At 62.2% G+C, this 15,306-nt stretch carries 16 protein-coding genes; 8 read left to right on the plus strand and 8 right to left on the minus strand.

Going from position 1 to position 15,306, the window contains the following annotated elements:
• Window positions 1-5: 5 nt before the first annotated feature.
• Window positions 6-1,004 (minus strand): bile acid:sodium symporter family protein, encoded by a 999-nt coding sequence (locus IDM28_RS12610; RefSeq protein ID WP_188036108.1) that lies wholly within the window; start codon window positions 1,002-1,004, stop codon window positions 6-8.
• 123 nt (window positions 1,005-1,127) lie between these two features.
• Between IDM28_RS12610 and ampC the strand changes: the two genes are divergently transcribed.
• Both ampC and IDM28_RS12620 read left to right on the plus strand, forming a co-directional pair.
• Window positions 1,128-2,267, plus strand: coding sequence for a class C beta-lactamase (ampC, locus tag IDM28_RS12615; RefSeq protein WP_188036109.1), 1,140 nt, complete (start codon window positions 1,128-1,130; stop codon window positions 2,265-2,267).
• A 296-nt stretch (window positions 2,268-2,563) separates the two neighbouring features.
• A complete protein-coding gene (locus IDM28_RS12620; RefSeq protein WP_101319924.1) occupies window positions 2,564-2,893 on the plus strand; it encodes a hypothetical protein in 330 nt (109 codons plus the stop codon).
• A gap of 47 nt (window positions 2,894-2,940) precedes the next feature.
• On the opposite strand, the gene IDM28_RS12625 is transcribed toward IDM28_RS12620, so the two are convergent.
• From IDM28_RS12625 to IDM28_RS12640, 4 genes are all read right to left on the minus strand, one after another.
• Entirely contained in the window at window positions 2,941-3,234 is a 294-nt protein-coding gene (locus IDM28_RS12625; RefSeq protein ID WP_150569077.1) for a hypothetical protein, read from the minus strand.
• 182 nt (window positions 3,235-3,416) lie between these two features.
• Window positions 3,417-3,605, minus strand: a complete 189-nt coding sequence (locus IDM28_RS12630; RefSeq protein ID WP_101319928.1) for a hypothetical protein — start codon at window positions 3,603-3,605, stop codon at window positions 3,417-3,419.
• A gap of 138 nt (window positions 3,606-3,743) precedes the next feature.
• Entirely contained in the window at window positions 3,744-4,064 is a 321-nt protein-coding gene (locus tag IDM28_RS12635) for a YbjQ family protein (RefSeq protein ID WP_101319930.1), read from the minus strand.
• A 53-nt stretch (window positions 4,065-4,117) separates the two neighbouring features.
• Window positions 4,118-5,002: an EamA family transporter gene (locus IDM28_RS12640; RefSeq protein ID WP_101319933.1), complete on the minus strand. Its 885-nt coding sequence runs from the start codon at window positions 5,000-5,002 to the stop codon at window positions 4,118-4,120.
• Between the two features lie 193 nt (window positions 5,003-5,195).
• Between IDM28_RS12640 and IDM28_RS12645 the strand changes: the two genes are divergently transcribed.
• Window positions 5,196-6,503: a substrate-binding domain-containing protein gene (locus IDM28_RS12645; RefSeq protein WP_188036110.1), complete on the plus strand. Its 1,308-nt coding sequence runs from the start codon at window positions 5,196-5,198 to the stop codon at window positions 6,501-6,503.
• 164 nt (window positions 6,504-6,667) lie between these two features.
• The gene (locus IDM28_RS12650) at window positions 6,668-7,759 is read left to right on the plus strand and encodes a TerC family protein (RefSeq protein ID WP_262500080.1); all 1,092 of its coding nucleotides are present in this window, start codon (window positions 6,668-6,670) and stop codon (window positions 7,757-7,759) included.
• Between the two features lie 39 nt (window positions 7,760-7,798).
• Here the strand turns inward: IDM28_RS12650 and IDM28_RS12655 are convergent, their stop codons facing one another.
• Window positions 7,799-9,028 (minus strand): acyl-CoA dehydrogenase, encoded by a 1,230-nt coding sequence (locus IDM28_RS12655; protein WP_188036111.1) that lies wholly within the window; start codon window positions 9,026-9,028, stop codon window positions 7,799-7,801.
• 139 nt (window positions 9,029-9,167) lie between these two features.
• On the opposite strand from IDM28_RS12655, the gene IDM28_RS12660 reads away from it, so the two are divergent.
• Together IDM28_RS12660 and IDM28_RS12665 are read left to right on the plus strand one after the other, a co-directional pair.
• Window positions 9,168-10,094, plus strand: coding sequence for a LysR family transcriptional regulator (locus tag IDM28_RS12660; RefSeq protein ID WP_181107476.1), 927 nt, complete (start codon window positions 9,168-9,170; stop codon window positions 10,092-10,094).
• A 132-nt stretch (window positions 10,095-10,226) separates the two neighbouring features.
• On the plus strand, window positions 10,227-11,381 hold the full coding sequence (locus tag IDM28_RS12665; protein ID WP_188036112.1) for a cysteine desulfurase family protein: 1,155 nt from the start codon (window positions 10,227-10,229) through the stop codon (window positions 11,379-11,381).
• A 15-nt stretch (window positions 11,382-11,396) separates the two neighbouring features.
• Here IDM28_RS12665 and IDM28_RS12670 read toward each other — a convergent pair whose 3' ends face one another.
• A complete protein-coding gene (locus IDM28_RS12670) occupies window positions 11,397-12,596 on the minus strand; it encodes an MFS transporter (RefSeq protein ID WP_101319945.1) in 1,200 nt (399 codons plus the stop codon).
• A gap of 113 nt (window positions 12,597-12,709) precedes the next feature.
• Between IDM28_RS12670 and IDM28_RS12675 the strand changes: the two genes are divergently transcribed.
• The gene (locus IDM28_RS12675) at window positions 12,710-13,645 is read left to right on the plus strand and encodes a LysR family transcriptional regulator (RefSeq protein ID WP_188036113.1); all 936 of its coding nucleotides are present in this window, start codon (window positions 12,710-12,712) and stop codon (window positions 13,643-13,645) included.
• Here the strand turns inward: IDM28_RS12675 and nfsB are convergent.
• On the minus strand, window positions 13,632-14,282 hold the full coding sequence (gene nfsB, locus IDM28_RS12680) for an oxygen-insensitive NAD(P)H nitroreductase (RefSeq protein ID WP_101319950.1): 651 nt from the start codon (window positions 14,280-14,282) through the stop codon (window positions 13,632-13,634). The genes IDM28_RS12675 and nfsB overlap by 14 nt on opposite strands.
• Before the next feature lie 191 nt (window positions 14,283-14,473).
• On the opposite strand from nfsB, the gene IDM28_RS12685 reads away from it, so the two are divergent.
• Entirely contained in the window at window positions 14,474-15,304 is an 831-nt protein-coding gene (locus tag IDM28_RS12685) for an AraC family transcriptional regulator (protein WP_101319953.1), read from the plus strand.
• The last annotated feature ends 2 nt before the right edge of the window (window positions 15,305-15,306 follow it).

A 15,306-nucleotide genomic window follows, 5' to 3' on the forward strand; every position in this document is an offset into this window, starting at 1 on the left:
GCCAGTTACGTTGAGGACGAAGCTGCTTCGCCCTCGACCTCTTCCTTGCGGCTGGCATAACGCTGGGCCAGCACTGCACAGACCATCAATTGAATTTGATGGAACAGCATCAACGGCAGGATCATCGCGCCGATCCCGCTACCGACGAACAGCACCTGCGCCATGGGCACACCGGTAGCCAGGCTTTTCTTCGAGCCAGCAAACAAAATGGTGATACGGTCATCGACACTGAAGCCGAGCGCTCGGCCGAGCACCCGCACGCCCAACAGCACTACCGCCAGCAGTATCCCGCACACGGCGAACAGGCCGGCCAGATGTTGCGGCGACACGGTGTGCCAGAGCCCGGTGACAACCGCTTCACTGAACGCGGTGTAGACCACCAGCAGAATCGAGCCCTGATCGACGATCTTCAGCCAGCGCGCGTTGCGCTTGACCCAGTCGCCGATCCAGCGCCGGGCGATCTGGCCGGCCACGAATGGCACCAACAACTGCAGGGTGATTTTCAGCACCGCGTCCAGGCCCGAGCCGGTATTGCCGTCGGCACCCAGCAGCAGCATCACCAGCAGCGGGGTGAGGAAGATCCCCAACAGGCTCGAAGCCGCTGCGCTGCAGATCGCTGCCGGGACGTTGCCGCGCGCTAGCGAGGTAAAGGCGATTGCCGATTGCACCGTGGCCGGCAAGGCACACAAATAGAGCACGCCCAGGTACAGCTCGTTGCCTACCAACGGCACGAACAGCGGCTTGAACGCCAGCCCCAGCAGCGGAAACAGGACGAAGGTGCAGGAGAACACCAGCAGGTGCAGACGCCAGTGGCCAGCACCCTTGATGATTGCCTCGCGCGACAGCTTGGCCCCATGCAGGAAGAACAGCAGGCCGATAGCCAGGTTGGTCAACCAGCCGAACACCACTGCACCCTGGCCCGAGCACGGCAGCAGCGTAGCGATCAGCACCACGCCGAGCAGGGCCAGGGTGAAGTTGTCGAACAGCATGCGGAGGTACTTCATTACTCATTCCTTGTTGTCATCGTGCAGCGCACGACGATAAGGTCTGCGGCTTATCTGCGCTAACGCTGGAACGCCCGCCAATGTCGCGCAACGGACACCGCATACGCTGAAGACAGGAATCCCATGCTCACTTCCCGCACACTTCTCACCCTGCTTGGCCTCACCTGCTCGCTGGCCAGTACGCACAGCCTTGCTGATGATCTGCAATCTCGGGTCGATGCCGTGGTCAAGCCGTTGATGGAAAAATACGCGATCCCAGGCATGGCAGTTGCTGTGTTCGCCGATGGCCGAGAACATATCTTTACCTATGGCGAAGCTAACAAGGTCGACCACCAGCCGGTAAGCCGCGAGACCCTGTTTGAAGTCGGGTCGTTGAGCAAGACTTACACAGCGACACTGGTGGCGCTGGCCAGTGCCGAGGGTAAAGTCGATCTGACCGCGCCAGCCAGCCGCTATCAACCTGCGCTGAGCAACACGGCCTTGGGCCAGGCCACCCTGCTGGAGCTGGGCGCGTATAGCGCCGACTGCCTGCCATTACAGTTCCCGGATGACGTCGAGAGCGACGCCCAGGCGTTGGTGTTCCTCCAGCAATGGCAACGCAAGGCTGCGCCAGGCACGCAGCGCTGCTATTCCAACCCCAGCCTCGGCTTGTTTGGCGACCTGGCAGCGCGCGCGCAGAAGCTGCCCTTCGCGAAGTTGATGGAAGAGTCGCTGCTGCCAAAGCTTGGCCTCAACCACACCTACCTGCAGGTGCCTGCCAGCGCACAAAGCCAGTACGCCCAGGGTTATGACGCGCAGCAGCGGCCAGTACGGGTCACGCCCGGCGCCTTCGCTGATGAGGCCTACGGCATCAAGACGACGATCGTCGACGCGCTGCGCTATGTGCGCGTGCAGGTACAGCCCGAGCAATTGACTGCACCACTCAAGCAAGCCATCGCCCTCACCCACCAAGGTTACTTTCAGGTGGGCCGCATGACTCAGGGCCTTGGTTGGGAGCGCTACCCTCATCCCGTGACTCTGCCCACACTACTCGCGGGCAACGGTGCCGGTATGGTCCGCGAGCCGCAGGCTGTAACCCGCTTGAGCCCGGCCAGCCCCGCCGACGCTAGCGCTTGGTACAACAAGACAGGGTCAACCAGTGGCTTCGGTGCCTACGTTGCATTTATCCCCAGCAAAGGCCTGGGTATCGCCCTGCTGGCCAACCGCAATTACCCCAATGAAGCCCGTGTCGAAGCGGCCTACCAGATCCTTTCCGGGCAGTGACTGATGGATTGTCGGACATTATGTAGTGAGGAAAGATATTCACTACAAAACTGTTGACGCCGTTGATCGGCGTTGGGCATGATTAAGCCGTCTCCCTGATCGGGAGCGGTGGCAAGGGTATTCCAGACGGCTTGCGCGGTAACGCAAGTCGTTCGTGGAGAGGGAACTGTCCAAAAGGCAGCATGTGAAAAGCCCCTGTTGCAATGCTGCGGTAGCAGCCTTGGTAGCGCGCTACATCTGTAGAGCGCCAAGTGTGAAATCACTAAACGACGGGTAATAGGGGCTTTATGATGAACATGAATTTGAACGACAAACCGACTGTTGACCAATTGGCCGAGCTGTTCGCTGCACGCAAGGACAGCCTTGATGATCACCTGCTGTGGATCAGCCAGACTGGCGAGGTTCGCCTTGATCGTCTGCCGCCGAACAGCCTTGAAGACGAGTTTGCAGCGCACCTGCCCAGCACCTGCGCCAGCTTCAGGGTCTACCGCCGCGGCCAGGGCTTTGTTGGCAAGAAGGCTGCAGCCGACACCGAGTTCGTTGGCCGCGTGCTGGAAACGCTGCAACAGGAATGGCCTGCCGCCCGTGAGCGGCAAGCAGCCAAGGTGATCGAGCCACTGAACTGAGCGGCCTCACTATGGTGTTGAGCCCGGCCTGCAAAGGCCGGGCTTTTTCATGCGCGTAGCCGCTGCGGCTGCGGCGCAGCGTCAAGGCTCATGGCCCGCGCCCGATTGACACCCCACACCAGCGCCCGCGTAGTCGTCTCGCCGGGCCGTGTCGGATAGTACTCTTCCAGCAATGCTGTGCCGTTGTCGCTGTACATGCCGATGAACATCTGCGTGGCGCCAAGCCGTGACAGGCGGACCTGCACGTCAATGGTAATACCGTCGCTGAGTTGTTCTTCATGGCTGCGGCTGGGCAGCGGTGACTGGGCCCAATGCCGGTAGGCTTCTTCCCTGATGCGCATTGCAGTCAATCCTCCTTTTGTGAAAGTGCAGCGCAAGCAGACCACAGCATTGTTACATCTGCGAGTGCAACTCACTGTTAACTTGCGCAGAATCAACAAAGCTCATCATAAGCGTGCCGTTGGGCGTAAATCCTGTAGGCCTTCCTGGCTTGGGACCGCTGCACGGTGCCAATGACACTGTTTTACTTGCGCGCCGGAATCCGCGGGGTGAAACGCCCTTTCTTGCAGCGCTGCAACGCCACCGGCTGCATCTGCTCGGAGTCATCCAGGGTCATATGGGCAAAACCCAGGCGAAACGCCGCTTGCCCGCAGCGCACCTGATTGTTGATCGGAAACACGTCATTAAGGTCTTCGACAAAAGCTTCGCTCATCGCCCAACTCCCTGCACAGTTAACCGCGCCGGCAAGCCCCTCGCTTGCCCGATAAAGCCCGGCTGTTGAACTGAGACTAGCCGGTCATTCTCGGACTGCTCGGGCGAAAAGCCCATAACTGACCAGTGGCACTTGGCCTTATCTGAGCCTGACTGCAGTGCCCGTGGCGAACACCACCACCATGCCACCCTGCACCGAGGGCATGCTGATTTCGAAGTCCACGCCGACCACTGCATCGGCATTCATCTGCCGCGCGCGGGCGATCAACTCAGCGGTAGCCTGCTCGCGGGCTTGCTTCAATGCACTTTCAAGGGTCTGCGAACGCCCCCCGAAGAAATCCCGAAAGCGGGCAAAGAAATCGCGGACGAAGTTGATCCCCTGCACCGATTCGGCGCTGACCAAGCCCAGGTATTCACCAATCGGACGGCCATCGAGTTGGCTGGTGGTAGAGATGATCATGCACATACTCCTGCTGCTGCCCGGCCTGCATGGCCGGGGCAAAAGAAGCGATCTTAGCAAAGCGCCGCGCGCAGGCGCTGGCTCAGCCGACTGCCAAACACATTGATCAACAAGCCGACCATTACCAGCAGCGCGCCCCAGCCCTGAATAGCGCTGAGCCGCTCACCCAGCAACCACGCCGATGAGCTCAGGCCAATTACCGGCACTAACAATGAAAACGGCGCAACCTTGCCGGCTGGATGGCGCGACAGCAGCGTGCTCCACAGGGTGTAGCCAAGCATGGTTGCCGCATACGCCAGAAACAGCAGCGCGCCCACTGAACTCCAGCTGATATGGGTCAACGCCTGACTGATTCGCTCGGGACCCTCAAGCATCCACGACAAGGCCAGAAACGGCAGCGGCGGAATCAGCCCGCCCCACACCACCAGCGCCACCAGATTCACCGAGCCAAAGCGCCGCGTGATGATATTGCCCATGCCCCACATCGCACCGCCACATAGCGTCAGCAACAGCGCAATCAGCGGCACATGGCTGCTGTGCTCACTGCCGATCAATACAAGCCCGCCTGCCGCTACCAGCAAGCCAAGGACACTGGCCGGGCGCAAGCGCTCGCCGAGAAACAGCGCGGCAAAGCCCAGGGTGAAGAACGCCTGCGATTGCAGGATCAGCGACGCCAGCCCAGGCGGCATGCCGCTGTGCATGGCCTGGAACAAGAAGGCGAACTGGCCCAGGGAGATCGTCGCGCCATAGGCGATCAACCAGCGCCACGGCAGGTTCGGTCGCTTCACCAGCAGTACGGCCGGGAACGCCACCAGCAAGAAGCGCAAGGCGCCCAACAGCATCGGCGGCAAGCCATCGAGGCCTACCTTGATCACCACGAAATTGACTCCCCAGATGATGATCACCACCAGAGCGATCAACAGGTCCTTGAGCGGCATCATCAGGTCCTTATCCAAACTGTTATAGACATATTTCGTAACAGCATAAGGGTTTTTCGTCGCTCGTGACCCGCACAGTTGCAGGCCAGGGTTGCGCTACAGTCTGGCGGAGCACGGCTGAGCCAGCACCGTCATCTGCCAGTCATGCAACTGTCGTAATCTGCGGCGCATCACTGTGCCCCAGGTCTCCGGCATGCCGCGTCTGCTCTCACTCCTGCTGTTGTCGCTGCCACTGCTCTGCCTGGCTGAGCCGGTGCAACTGCGCATTCAGGGCTCCAACACGATCGGCACTGCGCTTGGGCCTGCGCTGGTTCAGGGGATGCTGCGCAGCAAGGGCGCGACGGCGATCGAGCATTGCGCAGGGGCTGTGCCCAACGAGATCGCCATTACGGCGCAGGGTCGCGATGGCGAACTCCTCAGCGTGCTGATCGCAGCTCACGGCAGCAGTACCGGTTTCGCTGCACTGGGCAGTGGCGCGGCAGACCTGGTTGCCTCCTCGCGACCGATCAGTGACGTCGAGGTAGATCAGTTGCAGGCGTTCGGCGACTTGCGCAGCGGCCGTTCCGAGCAGGTCATCGGCCTCGACGGTGTCGCCGTGATCGTCCATCCAGACAATCCACTGACCAGCCTCACCACAGCGCAGCTGGCCCAGGTGTTTGCCGGCCAGGTAACCCGCTGGGAGCAACTGGGCGTAGCGGGCGGTGCTATCCGACTGTATGCGCGTGATGACCGCTCCGGCACCTTCGAGACCTTCAAGGCATTGGTCCTCGACCCTGTACGTAGCGCACTGAGTGGCGGGGCCCGGCGCTTCGAGTCCAGCGACGCGCTGGTCGAGCAAGTCCAGAGCGACCGCCAAGCGATTGGCTTCAGCAGCCTTGCGGCCGTGCATGATGCCAAGGTCCTGGCCATTGCTGCCGGCGATGCGCCGGCCCTGCCGCCCAGCCGCGCGCTGGTTGCCAGTGAAGATTATCCGCTGTCGCGGCGCTTGTACTTCTACCTGCCGGCCAGTCCGCAGCCGCTGGCCCAGGCGCTGGCTGATTTTGCCCAAAGCCCGGCCGGCCAGGTCATCGTTGCTGAACAAGGCTTCGTCAATCAGCAAGTCAAAGCTTTGCCGATCCCTACCCAGACAGACATGCCGGCGCGCTACCGCAGCCTTGCTCTGGAAGGGCGTCGGCTGACGGTGAACTTTCGCTTCCAGGAAGGCAGTGCGAGCCTGGACAGCAAAGCGCTGCGCGACGTACACCGCGTCGCAGACTTCCTGCAGCAGGCCGGCCACGAGCAAACCAGGACGCTATTGGTCGGCTTCGGCGATCCCAAGGAAACACCGGGCAGGGCCGCCTTGCTCTCGCGCCTGCGGGCCATGGCAGTGCGCCGCGAACTGGCCCATGAAGGCGTGCAGAACATCGACGTGCTGGGTATGGGCGCCGAGCTGCCGGTAGCGGGCAACGAGCAAGAGCAAGGCCGCCACCGCAATCGCCGGGTCGAGGTGTGGGTGTATTGAGGAATGCAGATGGCCACGCAAAGAAATGTAACAGGCTGCCACTCGGCAGCTCCGGCATCTGGGTCTAGGCTCTAACCCATGTGATACCGGGCCCCTCTGACGGCTGCCACGCCGCCATGTCGGATCACTGTTGCCATGCAACGTCGACAATCAAGGAGGGGCTCATGACAGCTCTACAGACCTACCTCACTACTCCCGTACTCGGTACCAGCGCCTGGCTGTGGCTGGTTTTCGTCGTCATCGTGGTTGGGCTGCTGGTGCTTGACCTTGGCGTCCTGCACCGCAAAGAACGCGAAATCGAAATGCGTGAAAGCCTGCTGCTGTATTCAGGCTATTTCAGCGTGGGCGTACTGTTCGGCGCCTGGGTCTGGTTCGAATTGGGGGCGCAGTCGGCGCTGGAGTTCTACACCGGCTTCCTGGTCGAGCAATCGCTGTCGATGGACAACGTGTTCGTCATGGCGATGATCTTCAGCTATTTCGCCATCCCACGCCGCAACCAGCACCGCGTGTTGTTCTGGGGCATCCTCGGGGTGGTGGTGCTGCGCGCGATCATGATCGGCGTTGGCGCTGCGCTGGTGCAGAACTTTGCCTGGGTGCTCTACCTGTTCGGCGCGTTCCTGCTGTTTACCGGGGTGAAAATGGCTTTGTCCAAGGAGGATAGCCAACCGGACCTGGCCAACAACCCGGTGCTGAGGTTTGTACGCCGGCATATGCGCGTCACTGACGACGTGCACGGGGCAAAATTCTTTGTCCGGCTGACGCCGCCCGGTGAAAGCAAAGCGCTGCGTTACGCCACACCGCTGTTTCTGGCGCTGGTGTTGATCGAACTGGCCGACCTGGTGTTTGCCGTCGACAGCGTGCCGGCGATCTTTGCCATTACTCAAGACCCGTTCATTGTCTACACCTCGAACATCTTCGCCATCCTTGGCTTGCGCTCACTGTACTTCGCGCTGTCCGCCCTGATGCATCGGTTCGTCTATCTGAAGTACGCGCTGGCACTGGTGTTGATCTTCATCGGCTGCAAGATTTTCTATCACGGCCTGATCGGCAAGGTGCCGGCGCTGCTCTCGCTGGGGGTGACCTTTGCACTCTTGCTGGGCGGGGTCGTGCTGTCGTTGCTCAAGACCCGCAATGACGCGACAGCGGTTGGCCAGTCTGGTCATGGACCAGACCCCGTGGCTCATCACCGGCCAACACCACGCCCAACTCAGGAGGGAGCGATCACTGAAGATCCTGACTCGCTGAGGAACCGCTAGCCAAGTGCAGGTTCGGCACGCTGCCCAGGCGCGTCACCCTCAGCGGCCCATGCGCAGTAACTCCGCCGGCACGTACTTGCCGATTTCATATTTGCCGATGGCAGCCCGGTGCACCTCGTCCGGCCCGTCCGCCAGGCGCAGGGTGCGCTGCATGGCGTACATATAGGCCAGCGGGAAATCACCGCTAACCCCTGCCCCGCCATGGATCTGGATTGCCCGGTCGATCACTTTTAGCGCGACATTGGGCGCGACCACCTTGATCTGCGCGATCTCGCTGCGGGCGACCTTGTTGCCAACGGTGTCCATCATGTAGGCCGCCTTCAGCGTCAGCAGGCGGGCCATGTCGATCTCCATACGCGAGTCGGCGATCTTGTCGATGTTGCCACCAAGCCGCGCCAGGGGCCGGCCAAAAGCCGTGCGCTCGACCGAGCGCCGGCACATCAATTCCAGCGCGCGCTCGGCCATGCCCACCGAACGCATGCAGTGGTGAATCCGCCCCGGCCCCAGCCGCCCCTGGGCAATCTCGAAGCCGCGGCCTTCGCCCAGCAGGACGTTTTCATAGGGCACGCGTACATTGTCGAACAGCACTTCGGCGTGGCCATGGGGGGCGTCGTCGTAGCCGAACACCGGCAATGGCCGGACGATCTTCAGCCCGGGCGTGTCGGTGGGTACCAGAATCATCGAGTGCTGTTCATGGCGCTGGCCATCCGGGTTGGACAGGCCCATGAAGATCATGACCTTGCAGCGCGGGTCGCAGGCGCCGGAGGTCCACCACTTGCGCCCATTGATCAGCCACTGATCACCATCACGCACGGCCGTGGCCGCCATGTTGGTGGCGTCTGATGAGGCAACATCCGGCTCAGTCATGGCGAACGCCGAGCGAATCTCGCCGCGCAGCAGCGGCTCCAGCCACTGACGTTTCTGCGCCTCGCTGGCGTAGCGCACCAGCACTTCCATATTGCCGGTATCGGGCGCCGAGCAGTTGAACGGCTCCGGCCCCAGCAGCGAGCGGCCCATTATTTCCGCCAAAGGTGCGTATTCAAGGTTGCTCAGGCCGGCGCCGTATTCCGAGTCGGGCAGAAACAGGTTCCACAGGCCTTCGGCGCGAGCCTTGGCCTTGAGCTCTTCCATCACCGCCGTCGGCTGCCAGCGGTCACCCTCGGCAACCTGGCGGTCGAATACTGCTTCGGCAGGATAAACATGCTGGTCCATGAACGCAGTGACGCGCTCTCGCAGGGCCTGAACCTTGGGCGAATAGGCGAAATCCATCGGGCTTACCTTCACAGGATGAAGAACATGGGCCTGAGCCTAGAACAAGCGCGCCAATCCACCTAGCCTATTTTCAGCGTGTATAAACATTCATAACCGATATATGATCCAGCGATAACATCACGTCGAGCGGCGCCCAATGAATCTCAGCAAGGTTGACCTCAATCTGTTCATCGTCTTCGATGCGATCTACACCGAAGCTAACCTGACCCGCGCCGGGCAGATCGTCGGCATTACCCAGCCGGCGGTGTCCAACGCATTGTCGCGGCTGCGCGAGACCTTTAACGATCCGCTGTTCGTGCGCACCGCCCAAGGGATGGTGCCGACGCCGATGGCGCAGAACATCATCGGCCCGGTACGCAACGCGCTGGCGCTGCTGCGGGTTTCGGTGCAGGAAAGCCGCATATTCAATCCGCAGCAGGCCAATAAGACCTTCCGCATCAGCATGACCGACCTGACCGAAGCGGTAGTGCTGCCGCCGCTGTTCCAGCGTCTGCGCCGGCTGGCACCGGCGGTGATGATCGAAAGCTTCCTGTGCAAACGCCGCGAAACCACCAAGGAACTGGCCGCTGGCCGCCTCGATTTCGCCGTCGATGCGCCGCTCAACACTGACCCACAGGTGCGCCACGTCAAACTGATGCAGGACCGCTTCGTCTGCGCAATGCGTCAGGGCCACCCACTGGCCGAGGCCAAGCTGACGCTGGAGCAGTACCTGGGCATGAGCCACATCCATATCTCCAGCCGGCGTAATGGCCTGGGTTATGTCGACCTGGCGCTGGGCAAGATGGGCCTGCAACGCAAGGTTGCGCTGCGCTCGCAACACTACCTGATGGCCTCGCAGGTGTTGCAGCAGACTGACATGGTAATGACCGTGCCAGAGCGTTTCGCCCGCCGTCATCAACTACGCCACTTGCCACTGCCGGTTGACGTACCGCCGTTGGAAACTCACCTGTACTGGCATGAAAGCACCGATCAGGACCCAGCCAATCGCTGGATGCGCGAACAGATCATCGAGCTGTGTGAGCGGGTTGTGGTGGAAGAGGAAAAAATGTTTGATCCTGTTTGAGAGGCTTTAGGAGAATTTTCTCCTACCAGACCGGGATTAGCGGGAAAACAAGGGAAAAAGTTTTTGGCTGTAGACCGATAGCATGTCGCTAACGTTCGCCACCATCAGGCGACATGCCCGGATCAGTCCATCATGCCCAGCGCCCCACTGTACTTTGACTACGCCGCCACAACCCCCGTCGATGAGCGGGTTATTGAAACCATGCTCGCCTGCCTCGGCCACCACGCCAACTTCGGCAACCCTGCCTCCAGCGGTCACGCCTATGGTCAGGCGGCACGTGCCGTGGTCGAGCAGGCCCGCCGGCAGGTCGCCGAGCGGGTTGGCGCGCAGCCAGAGGAGCTGGTCTGGACCTCAGGCGCCACCGAGTCCAACAACCTCGCCCTGAAAGGAATCGCCGATGGCGTCGACAAGCCTGGGCACCTGCTTACCAGCGCGCTGGAACACAAGGCAGTGCTCGACACGGTGGCCGAGCTTGAGCGTCAAGGCTGGGCAGTGACCCGCCTGATGCCCGATCAGGCCGGGTTGATCAAGCCCGATGCGGTTCGCCAGGCGCTGCACGACGACACGCGGCTGGTGTCGCTGATGGCGGTCAACAACGAACTGGGCACCGTCACCGACTATGCCGCGATTGGCGAGATCGTTCGTGCCCATGGCGCGATACTGCACGTAGACGCTGCCCAGGCAGTCGGCAAGGTCGCGCTCGATCTGCGCGAGCAGGCCGTCGATCTGATGTCCTTCTCAGCGCACAAGGTCTACGGCCCCAAGGGCATCGGTGCACTGTATGTCGGCCCGCGAGCGCGGCCACTGATGCGTGCCCAGATGCATGGTGGCGGCCATGAAGGCGGCCTGCGCTCGGGCACCCTCGCGACCCACCAGATCGCCGGCATGGGCAGCGCCTTCGCCTTGGCAGGCGAACCTGCCGAGGCCGAGCAACAGCGCATCCATCAACTCAGCGAACGCCTGCTCAACGGCCTGCTGGCGCTGCCGGGTGTCGCACTCAATGGCTGCCCGCGGCAACGCATCGCCAACACCCTTAACCTGCGCATCGCCACCCCAGGCTTCAACAGCGCAGCGCTGGCCAGCGAGTTGGCGTTGTCGACGACTTCAGCCTGTAACTCCGCCAGCAATGCTGCGTCACATGTGCTGCTGGCGCTGGGCCTTACCGATCAACAAGCTCGCAGCAGTGTGCGCATCAGCCTAGGCCGTTACACCACAGAGACTGATGTGGATGCTGCAATCAAGGTGTTTACCCGCGTGCTGGCGACCGCTGCGCCGACCTTCTGGTAACCACACGCGCCATGTTCAGGCGCGCGGCCTCGCGCCTGCCATCAACAGCAGCGTGGCCAATACGGCCAAGCCAGCCACCGCGCTGGCAACGTAGCCCAGCGCTGCAGTGCCGTACCATTGAATCACCAGCCCGCCCAGCGCAGCGCCGACCGCGATGCCACCGTTTGCAGCAGACACGTTCAATGTGCCGGCCAGGGCCTGAGCCTTGGCGCCGGCTTGCATGACGCGCACCTGACACACCGGGAACAACGCCGTGTAGGCAACGCCCCACAGCGCCAGGGCGATCAGCAGCAGCGCTGGATTGCCGACCACGGGAGCAACCGCGCCCATGCCAGTCGCGAGAATGACAAGCAACAGTACCGTCGCCCCGAGCGGGCTACGGTCAACGATGCGCCCGGCCAGGCTGTTGCCAAGCATGCCGACCACACCAAAGCCCATCAGCCACCAACCGACCTGAGCCGCAGGCACGCCCGCCACCTGTTCGAGGATTTCTGCCAGGTAGGTGTAGGCGGTGAACATCGCGGTAAACACCAGCACCGACAACAGCACATGGGCAATAAAGCGCCGGTCACGCAAGATCACTGTCTGCCGTTCGCCTTGCGCCCGCTGCGGCGCGGGCGGCAACTTCGGCAACCAGGCCCACATCAGCAGCGCGACCAGCAGGCACAACCCGGCCAGCAGCCAGAAGCTGCCACGCCAGCCGACCAGCCCGGCGGCGACGGTGCCCAGCGGAATGCCGAAGACAAACGCCGCAGTGATGCCCAGATAGACCTTGGCCACTGCCCAGCCCTCACGGCCGGGCCCTGCCAACTGCCCTGCACTCTCGCTGGCGGTACCCCAATACACCGGCAACGCCAGTGCGCCGACGACCCGTGCCAGCGCCAGTACCCAGACGTTTGGCGCCACTGCGGCGAGTGCGTTGGAGGCGGCAAACACCAGCACGATGGCAATGAACAGGGTCTTGCGCGGATAGGCTGACAACCAGGCGGTGAGAAACGGCCCGAACAGCATGACAGTCACCGCAAACAGGGTCACCAACTGGCCCGCTGCTGCAATCGACAGGCCCAAGTCGCGGGCCAGCCCCGGCAGCAAACCAAGGATGATGAATTCAGTGGTCAGCAGGGCAAAGCCGCCGACCGCGAACAACAGAATGGACAGCCCGGTGCGCTGCCCGGAGTCGGCGACTGCAGGAGCAGTCAGGGAAGAATTTTGCATCGTCTATCGCTCGGAAACTTTCAGCCGCGAAGCTTAATATGGAATTACACGCCTATTACGGGTAGATTTTCCGTAATTTACTGAACCATTTTCACCAATCAAGGCCCTCCTTCATGCCTGTCGCCGAGCATCTCAAGGACATCGACTTCTTCGTCAATGTCGCCAACGCAGGTAGCTTCATTGCCGCCGCCGAGCGCATGAATCTGACCAGTTCAGCCGTCAGCAAGGGTGTGGCGCGCCTGGAGAAACGCTTGCAGGTCAGGCTGTTCGAGCGCACTACCCGGCGCCTGCTGCTCAGCGACAGCGGCGCTGCATACTTGCGAACCTGCAGCCGAGTGCTGGCCGAGATCGCCGAAGCCGAGATGGCCCTGCATGATGAACTGAACGAGCCATGCGGGCCGCTGCGGGTCGATCTGCCCGCAAGCTTCGGCCGTCTGCATGCGCTGCCCGCCGTGCTCGACTTCGCCCGGCGCCATCCGCGCCTGCAGCCGCACATCACTTTGTCCGATCGCTTTGTCGACATGCTCGAGGACGCCATCGACGTCATCGTTCGCATTGGCGGGCCGCAGGTGTGGCCGGCTGGTGTCGAGCATCGCTATCTGGGCAGCCAGCGCACGGTGTTCTGCGCCGCCCCCAGCTACCTCGCCGAGCACGGTACGCCGCATGATGAGCGCGACTTGCAGGCACTTGGTTGCGTGCTGTACGCCTGCGCCGATGGCAGCACGCCGCCCCTGCATTTCGCCAGTGGCCGGCAAGGCGCGACGCAACTGAAAAGCATCAGCGGCCGCCTGGCCATCGGTGACGCCGAAGGCCAGGCGATAGCGATCATGGCCGGCCACGGCATCGCCCAGTTACCGACCTGGCTGGTTCAGCGCCAATTGGATGAGGGCAGCCTGGTCGAAGTGCTGCCAGAGTTCGCCAGCGAGGGCCTGCCGATTCACCTGGCCTGGCGCCGTAATCGGCGCCATTTGCCCAAGGTCAGCGCATTGGTCGAAGCGCTCAGCGCACAGCTGATAACGGTGCTGGACCCGCAGGTCAAAGGAAGGTGAATACACTCGATGCCGGCAAGCGCGACTTGCCCAGCCCAGCGTTGAAGTCGTCGGCACTGCGGTAGCCCAGACTGAGCAGCACCACACTGGTGAAGCCGCGCTCGCGCAGGCCAAGCTCGGCGTCCAATAGTTTGCTGTCGAAACCTTCGATCGGCGTGGCATCCAGTTCCAGCGCAGCAGCGCCCAACAGCGCAGTGCCGAGGGCAAGGTAGGTTTGTTTTTCCATCCAGTGCTGCAGGTCTTTCTGATCGAAGCGGTGCAGGTCGACATAGCTGCGCCGGGTCAGGTCCTGGCCAGCCTTGGCCTGCTCGGTGTGAAAACGGCCGTCACGGGCTTCCTGCTCCAGCAGGGCCTGCAGATGCGCTTCAGGCATTTCGGTGCGCGCGGCAAATACCAGCACATGCGAGGCATCGCGAATCTTTGCGGTGTTGTAGGCAAACGCTTCGGTGCTCTTGGCTATCCGCGCCTTGCCTTCAGCGCTGTCGGCAACGATGAAGTGCCAAGGCTGGGTATTGACCGAAGACGGGCTGTGCCGTAATTGCTCGAGCAAGGTATCGATGGTCGCTTGCGGGATTCTGCGGCTGGCGTCGTAGGCTTTGGTCGTGTAACGGCGCTTGGCCAGGGTAACGGTGTCCATCGAAAAGCTCCTGAGGTGTGCGGATTCGACGCGCATCTTAGCGCTGTTGCAGCCAATAGAAACCGCTGAAAATACAGCAACACTTTCATGCCAATGACGAAAATGCTGCGCAACCTGCTGCACATCCGTTCTAAACCTGACCAGCCCTTGTGGGTTAAGGTAGTGGGCCCACTCACCAGCAGCTGCCGCCCATGACCAACTGGATTGATCTGAGCCAGGACGCCGATACCGGCATCGAGTCGGTGCGCGCGCATTTCACCGGGCACGCCTACGACCCGCACTGGCATGACAGCTACCTGGTCGGCGCCACCGAGCAAGGCGTGCAGCAGTTCAACTGCCGCCGCGCCCGCCATGTGAGTACGCCCGGCCAGGTATTTCTGCTCGAACCTGGCGAGATCCACGATGGCCTGGCGCCGACTGCCGACGGCTTCACCTACTTCACCTTGTACCTGGAGCCAGACTGGCTGCAGGCCGAGCTGCCGAGCTTGTTCGAACAAGCGCCGGCCAATAGCCTGCCCAGTTTTGCCGACACCCAATGCAACGATGTGCGCTTGAGCGGGGCGATCATGCGCGCCTTCGACGCCGTGCACAGTCAGGACCTGCGCATCGTGCGCCAGACGGCCATGGACGACATGCTCGCCTGCCTGACCCAGCACCTGCACTGGCGCAAGCGGCTCAATCCCGACCCACGCCTGCCGTTGACTGCGCAGCGCGCGCGGGACTACCTGCACGCGCATATCGATCAGGATATCGGCCTGGTCGAGCTGGCCCAGGCCTGCGGTGTCGATCGTTTTCGTCTGAGTCGCGCGTTCAAGGCGGCCTTCGGCCTGGCCCCGCACGCCTACCTGATTCAGCTGCGCCTGGCTCGGGCGCGGCGCCTGCTGGCCTTGGGCGAGAGCCCCGCTGCAGTGGCCACGGCGCTTGGCTTTGCCGACCAGAGCCACCTCGGCCGCTGGTTCCGCCGGGCCTATCGCCTGACCCCAGCAGCCTACCAGCGACGCTGCTCAAAGCTTCCAGACTGAGC

The organism is Pseudomonas sp. EZ-C24 (assembly GCF_014525325.1).
GTDB classification, from domain to species: domain Bacteria; phylum Pseudomonadota; class Gammaproteobacteria; order Pseudomonadales; family Pseudomonadaceae; genus Aquipseudomonas; species Aquipseudomonas shirazensis.

Coding starts and splice junctions, on each gene's coding strand:
- IDM28_RS12685 (WP_101319953.1), top strand. CDS start 14,474: ATGACCAACTGGATTGATCTGAGCCAGGACGCCGATACCGGCATCGAG.
- IDM28_RS12640 (WP_101319933.1), bottom strand. CDS start 5,002: ATGCCGCTCAAGGACCTGTTGATCGCTCTGGTGGTGATCATCATCTGG.
- IDM28_RS12675 (WP_188036113.1), top strand. CDS start 12,710: ATGCCTGTCGCCGAGCATCTCAAGGACATCGACTTCTTCGTCAATGTC.
- IDM28_RS12625 (WP_150569077.1), bottom strand. CDS start 3,234: ATGCGCATCAGGGAAGAAGCCTACCGGCATTGGGCCCAGTCACCGCTG.
- IDM28_RS12670 (WP_101319945.1), bottom strand. CDS start 12,596: ATGCAAAATTCTTCCCTGACTGCTCCTGCAGTCGCCGACTCCGGGCAG.
- IDM28_RS12650 (WP_262500080.1), top strand. CDS start 6,668: ATGACAGCTCTACAGACCTACCTCACTACTCCCGTACTCGGTACCAGC.
- IDM28_RS12645 (WP_188036110.1), top strand. CDS start 5,196: ATGCCGCGTCTGCTCTCACTCCTGCTGTTGTCGCTGCCACTGCTCTGC.
- IDM28_RS12665 (WP_188036112.1), top strand. CDS start 10,227: ATGCCCAGCGCCCCACTGTACTTTGACTACGCCGCCACAACCCCCGTC.
- IDM28_RS12620 (WP_101319924.1), top strand. CDS start 2,564: ATGAATTTGAACGACAAACCGACTGTTGACCAATTGGCCGAGCTGTTC.
- nfsB (WP_101319950.1), bottom strand. CDS start 14,282: ATGGACACCGTTACCCTGGCCAAGCGCCGTTACACGACCAAAGCCTAC.
- IDM28_RS12635 (WP_101319930.1), bottom strand. CDS start 4,064: ATGATCATCTCTACCACCAGCCAACTCGATGGCCGTCCGATTGGTGAA.
- ampC (WP_188036109.1), top strand. CDS start 1,128: ATGCTCACTTCCCGCACACTTCTCACCCTGCTTGGCCTCACCTGCTCG.
- IDM28_RS12655 (WP_188036111.1), bottom strand. CDS start 9,028: ATGGATTTCGCCTATTCGCCCAAGGTTCAGGCCCTGCGAGAGCGCGTC.
- IDM28_RS12630 (WP_101319928.1), bottom strand. CDS start 3,605: ATGAGCGAAGCTTTTGTCGAAGACCTTAATGACGTGTTTCCGATCAAC.
- IDM28_RS12660 (WP_181107476.1), top strand. CDS start 9,168: ATGAATCTCAGCAAGGTTGACCTCAATCTGTTCATCGTCTTCGATGCG.
- IDM28_RS12610 (WP_188036108.1), bottom strand. CDS start 1,004: ATGAAGTACCTCCGCATGCTGTTCGACAACTTCACCCTGGCCCTGCTC.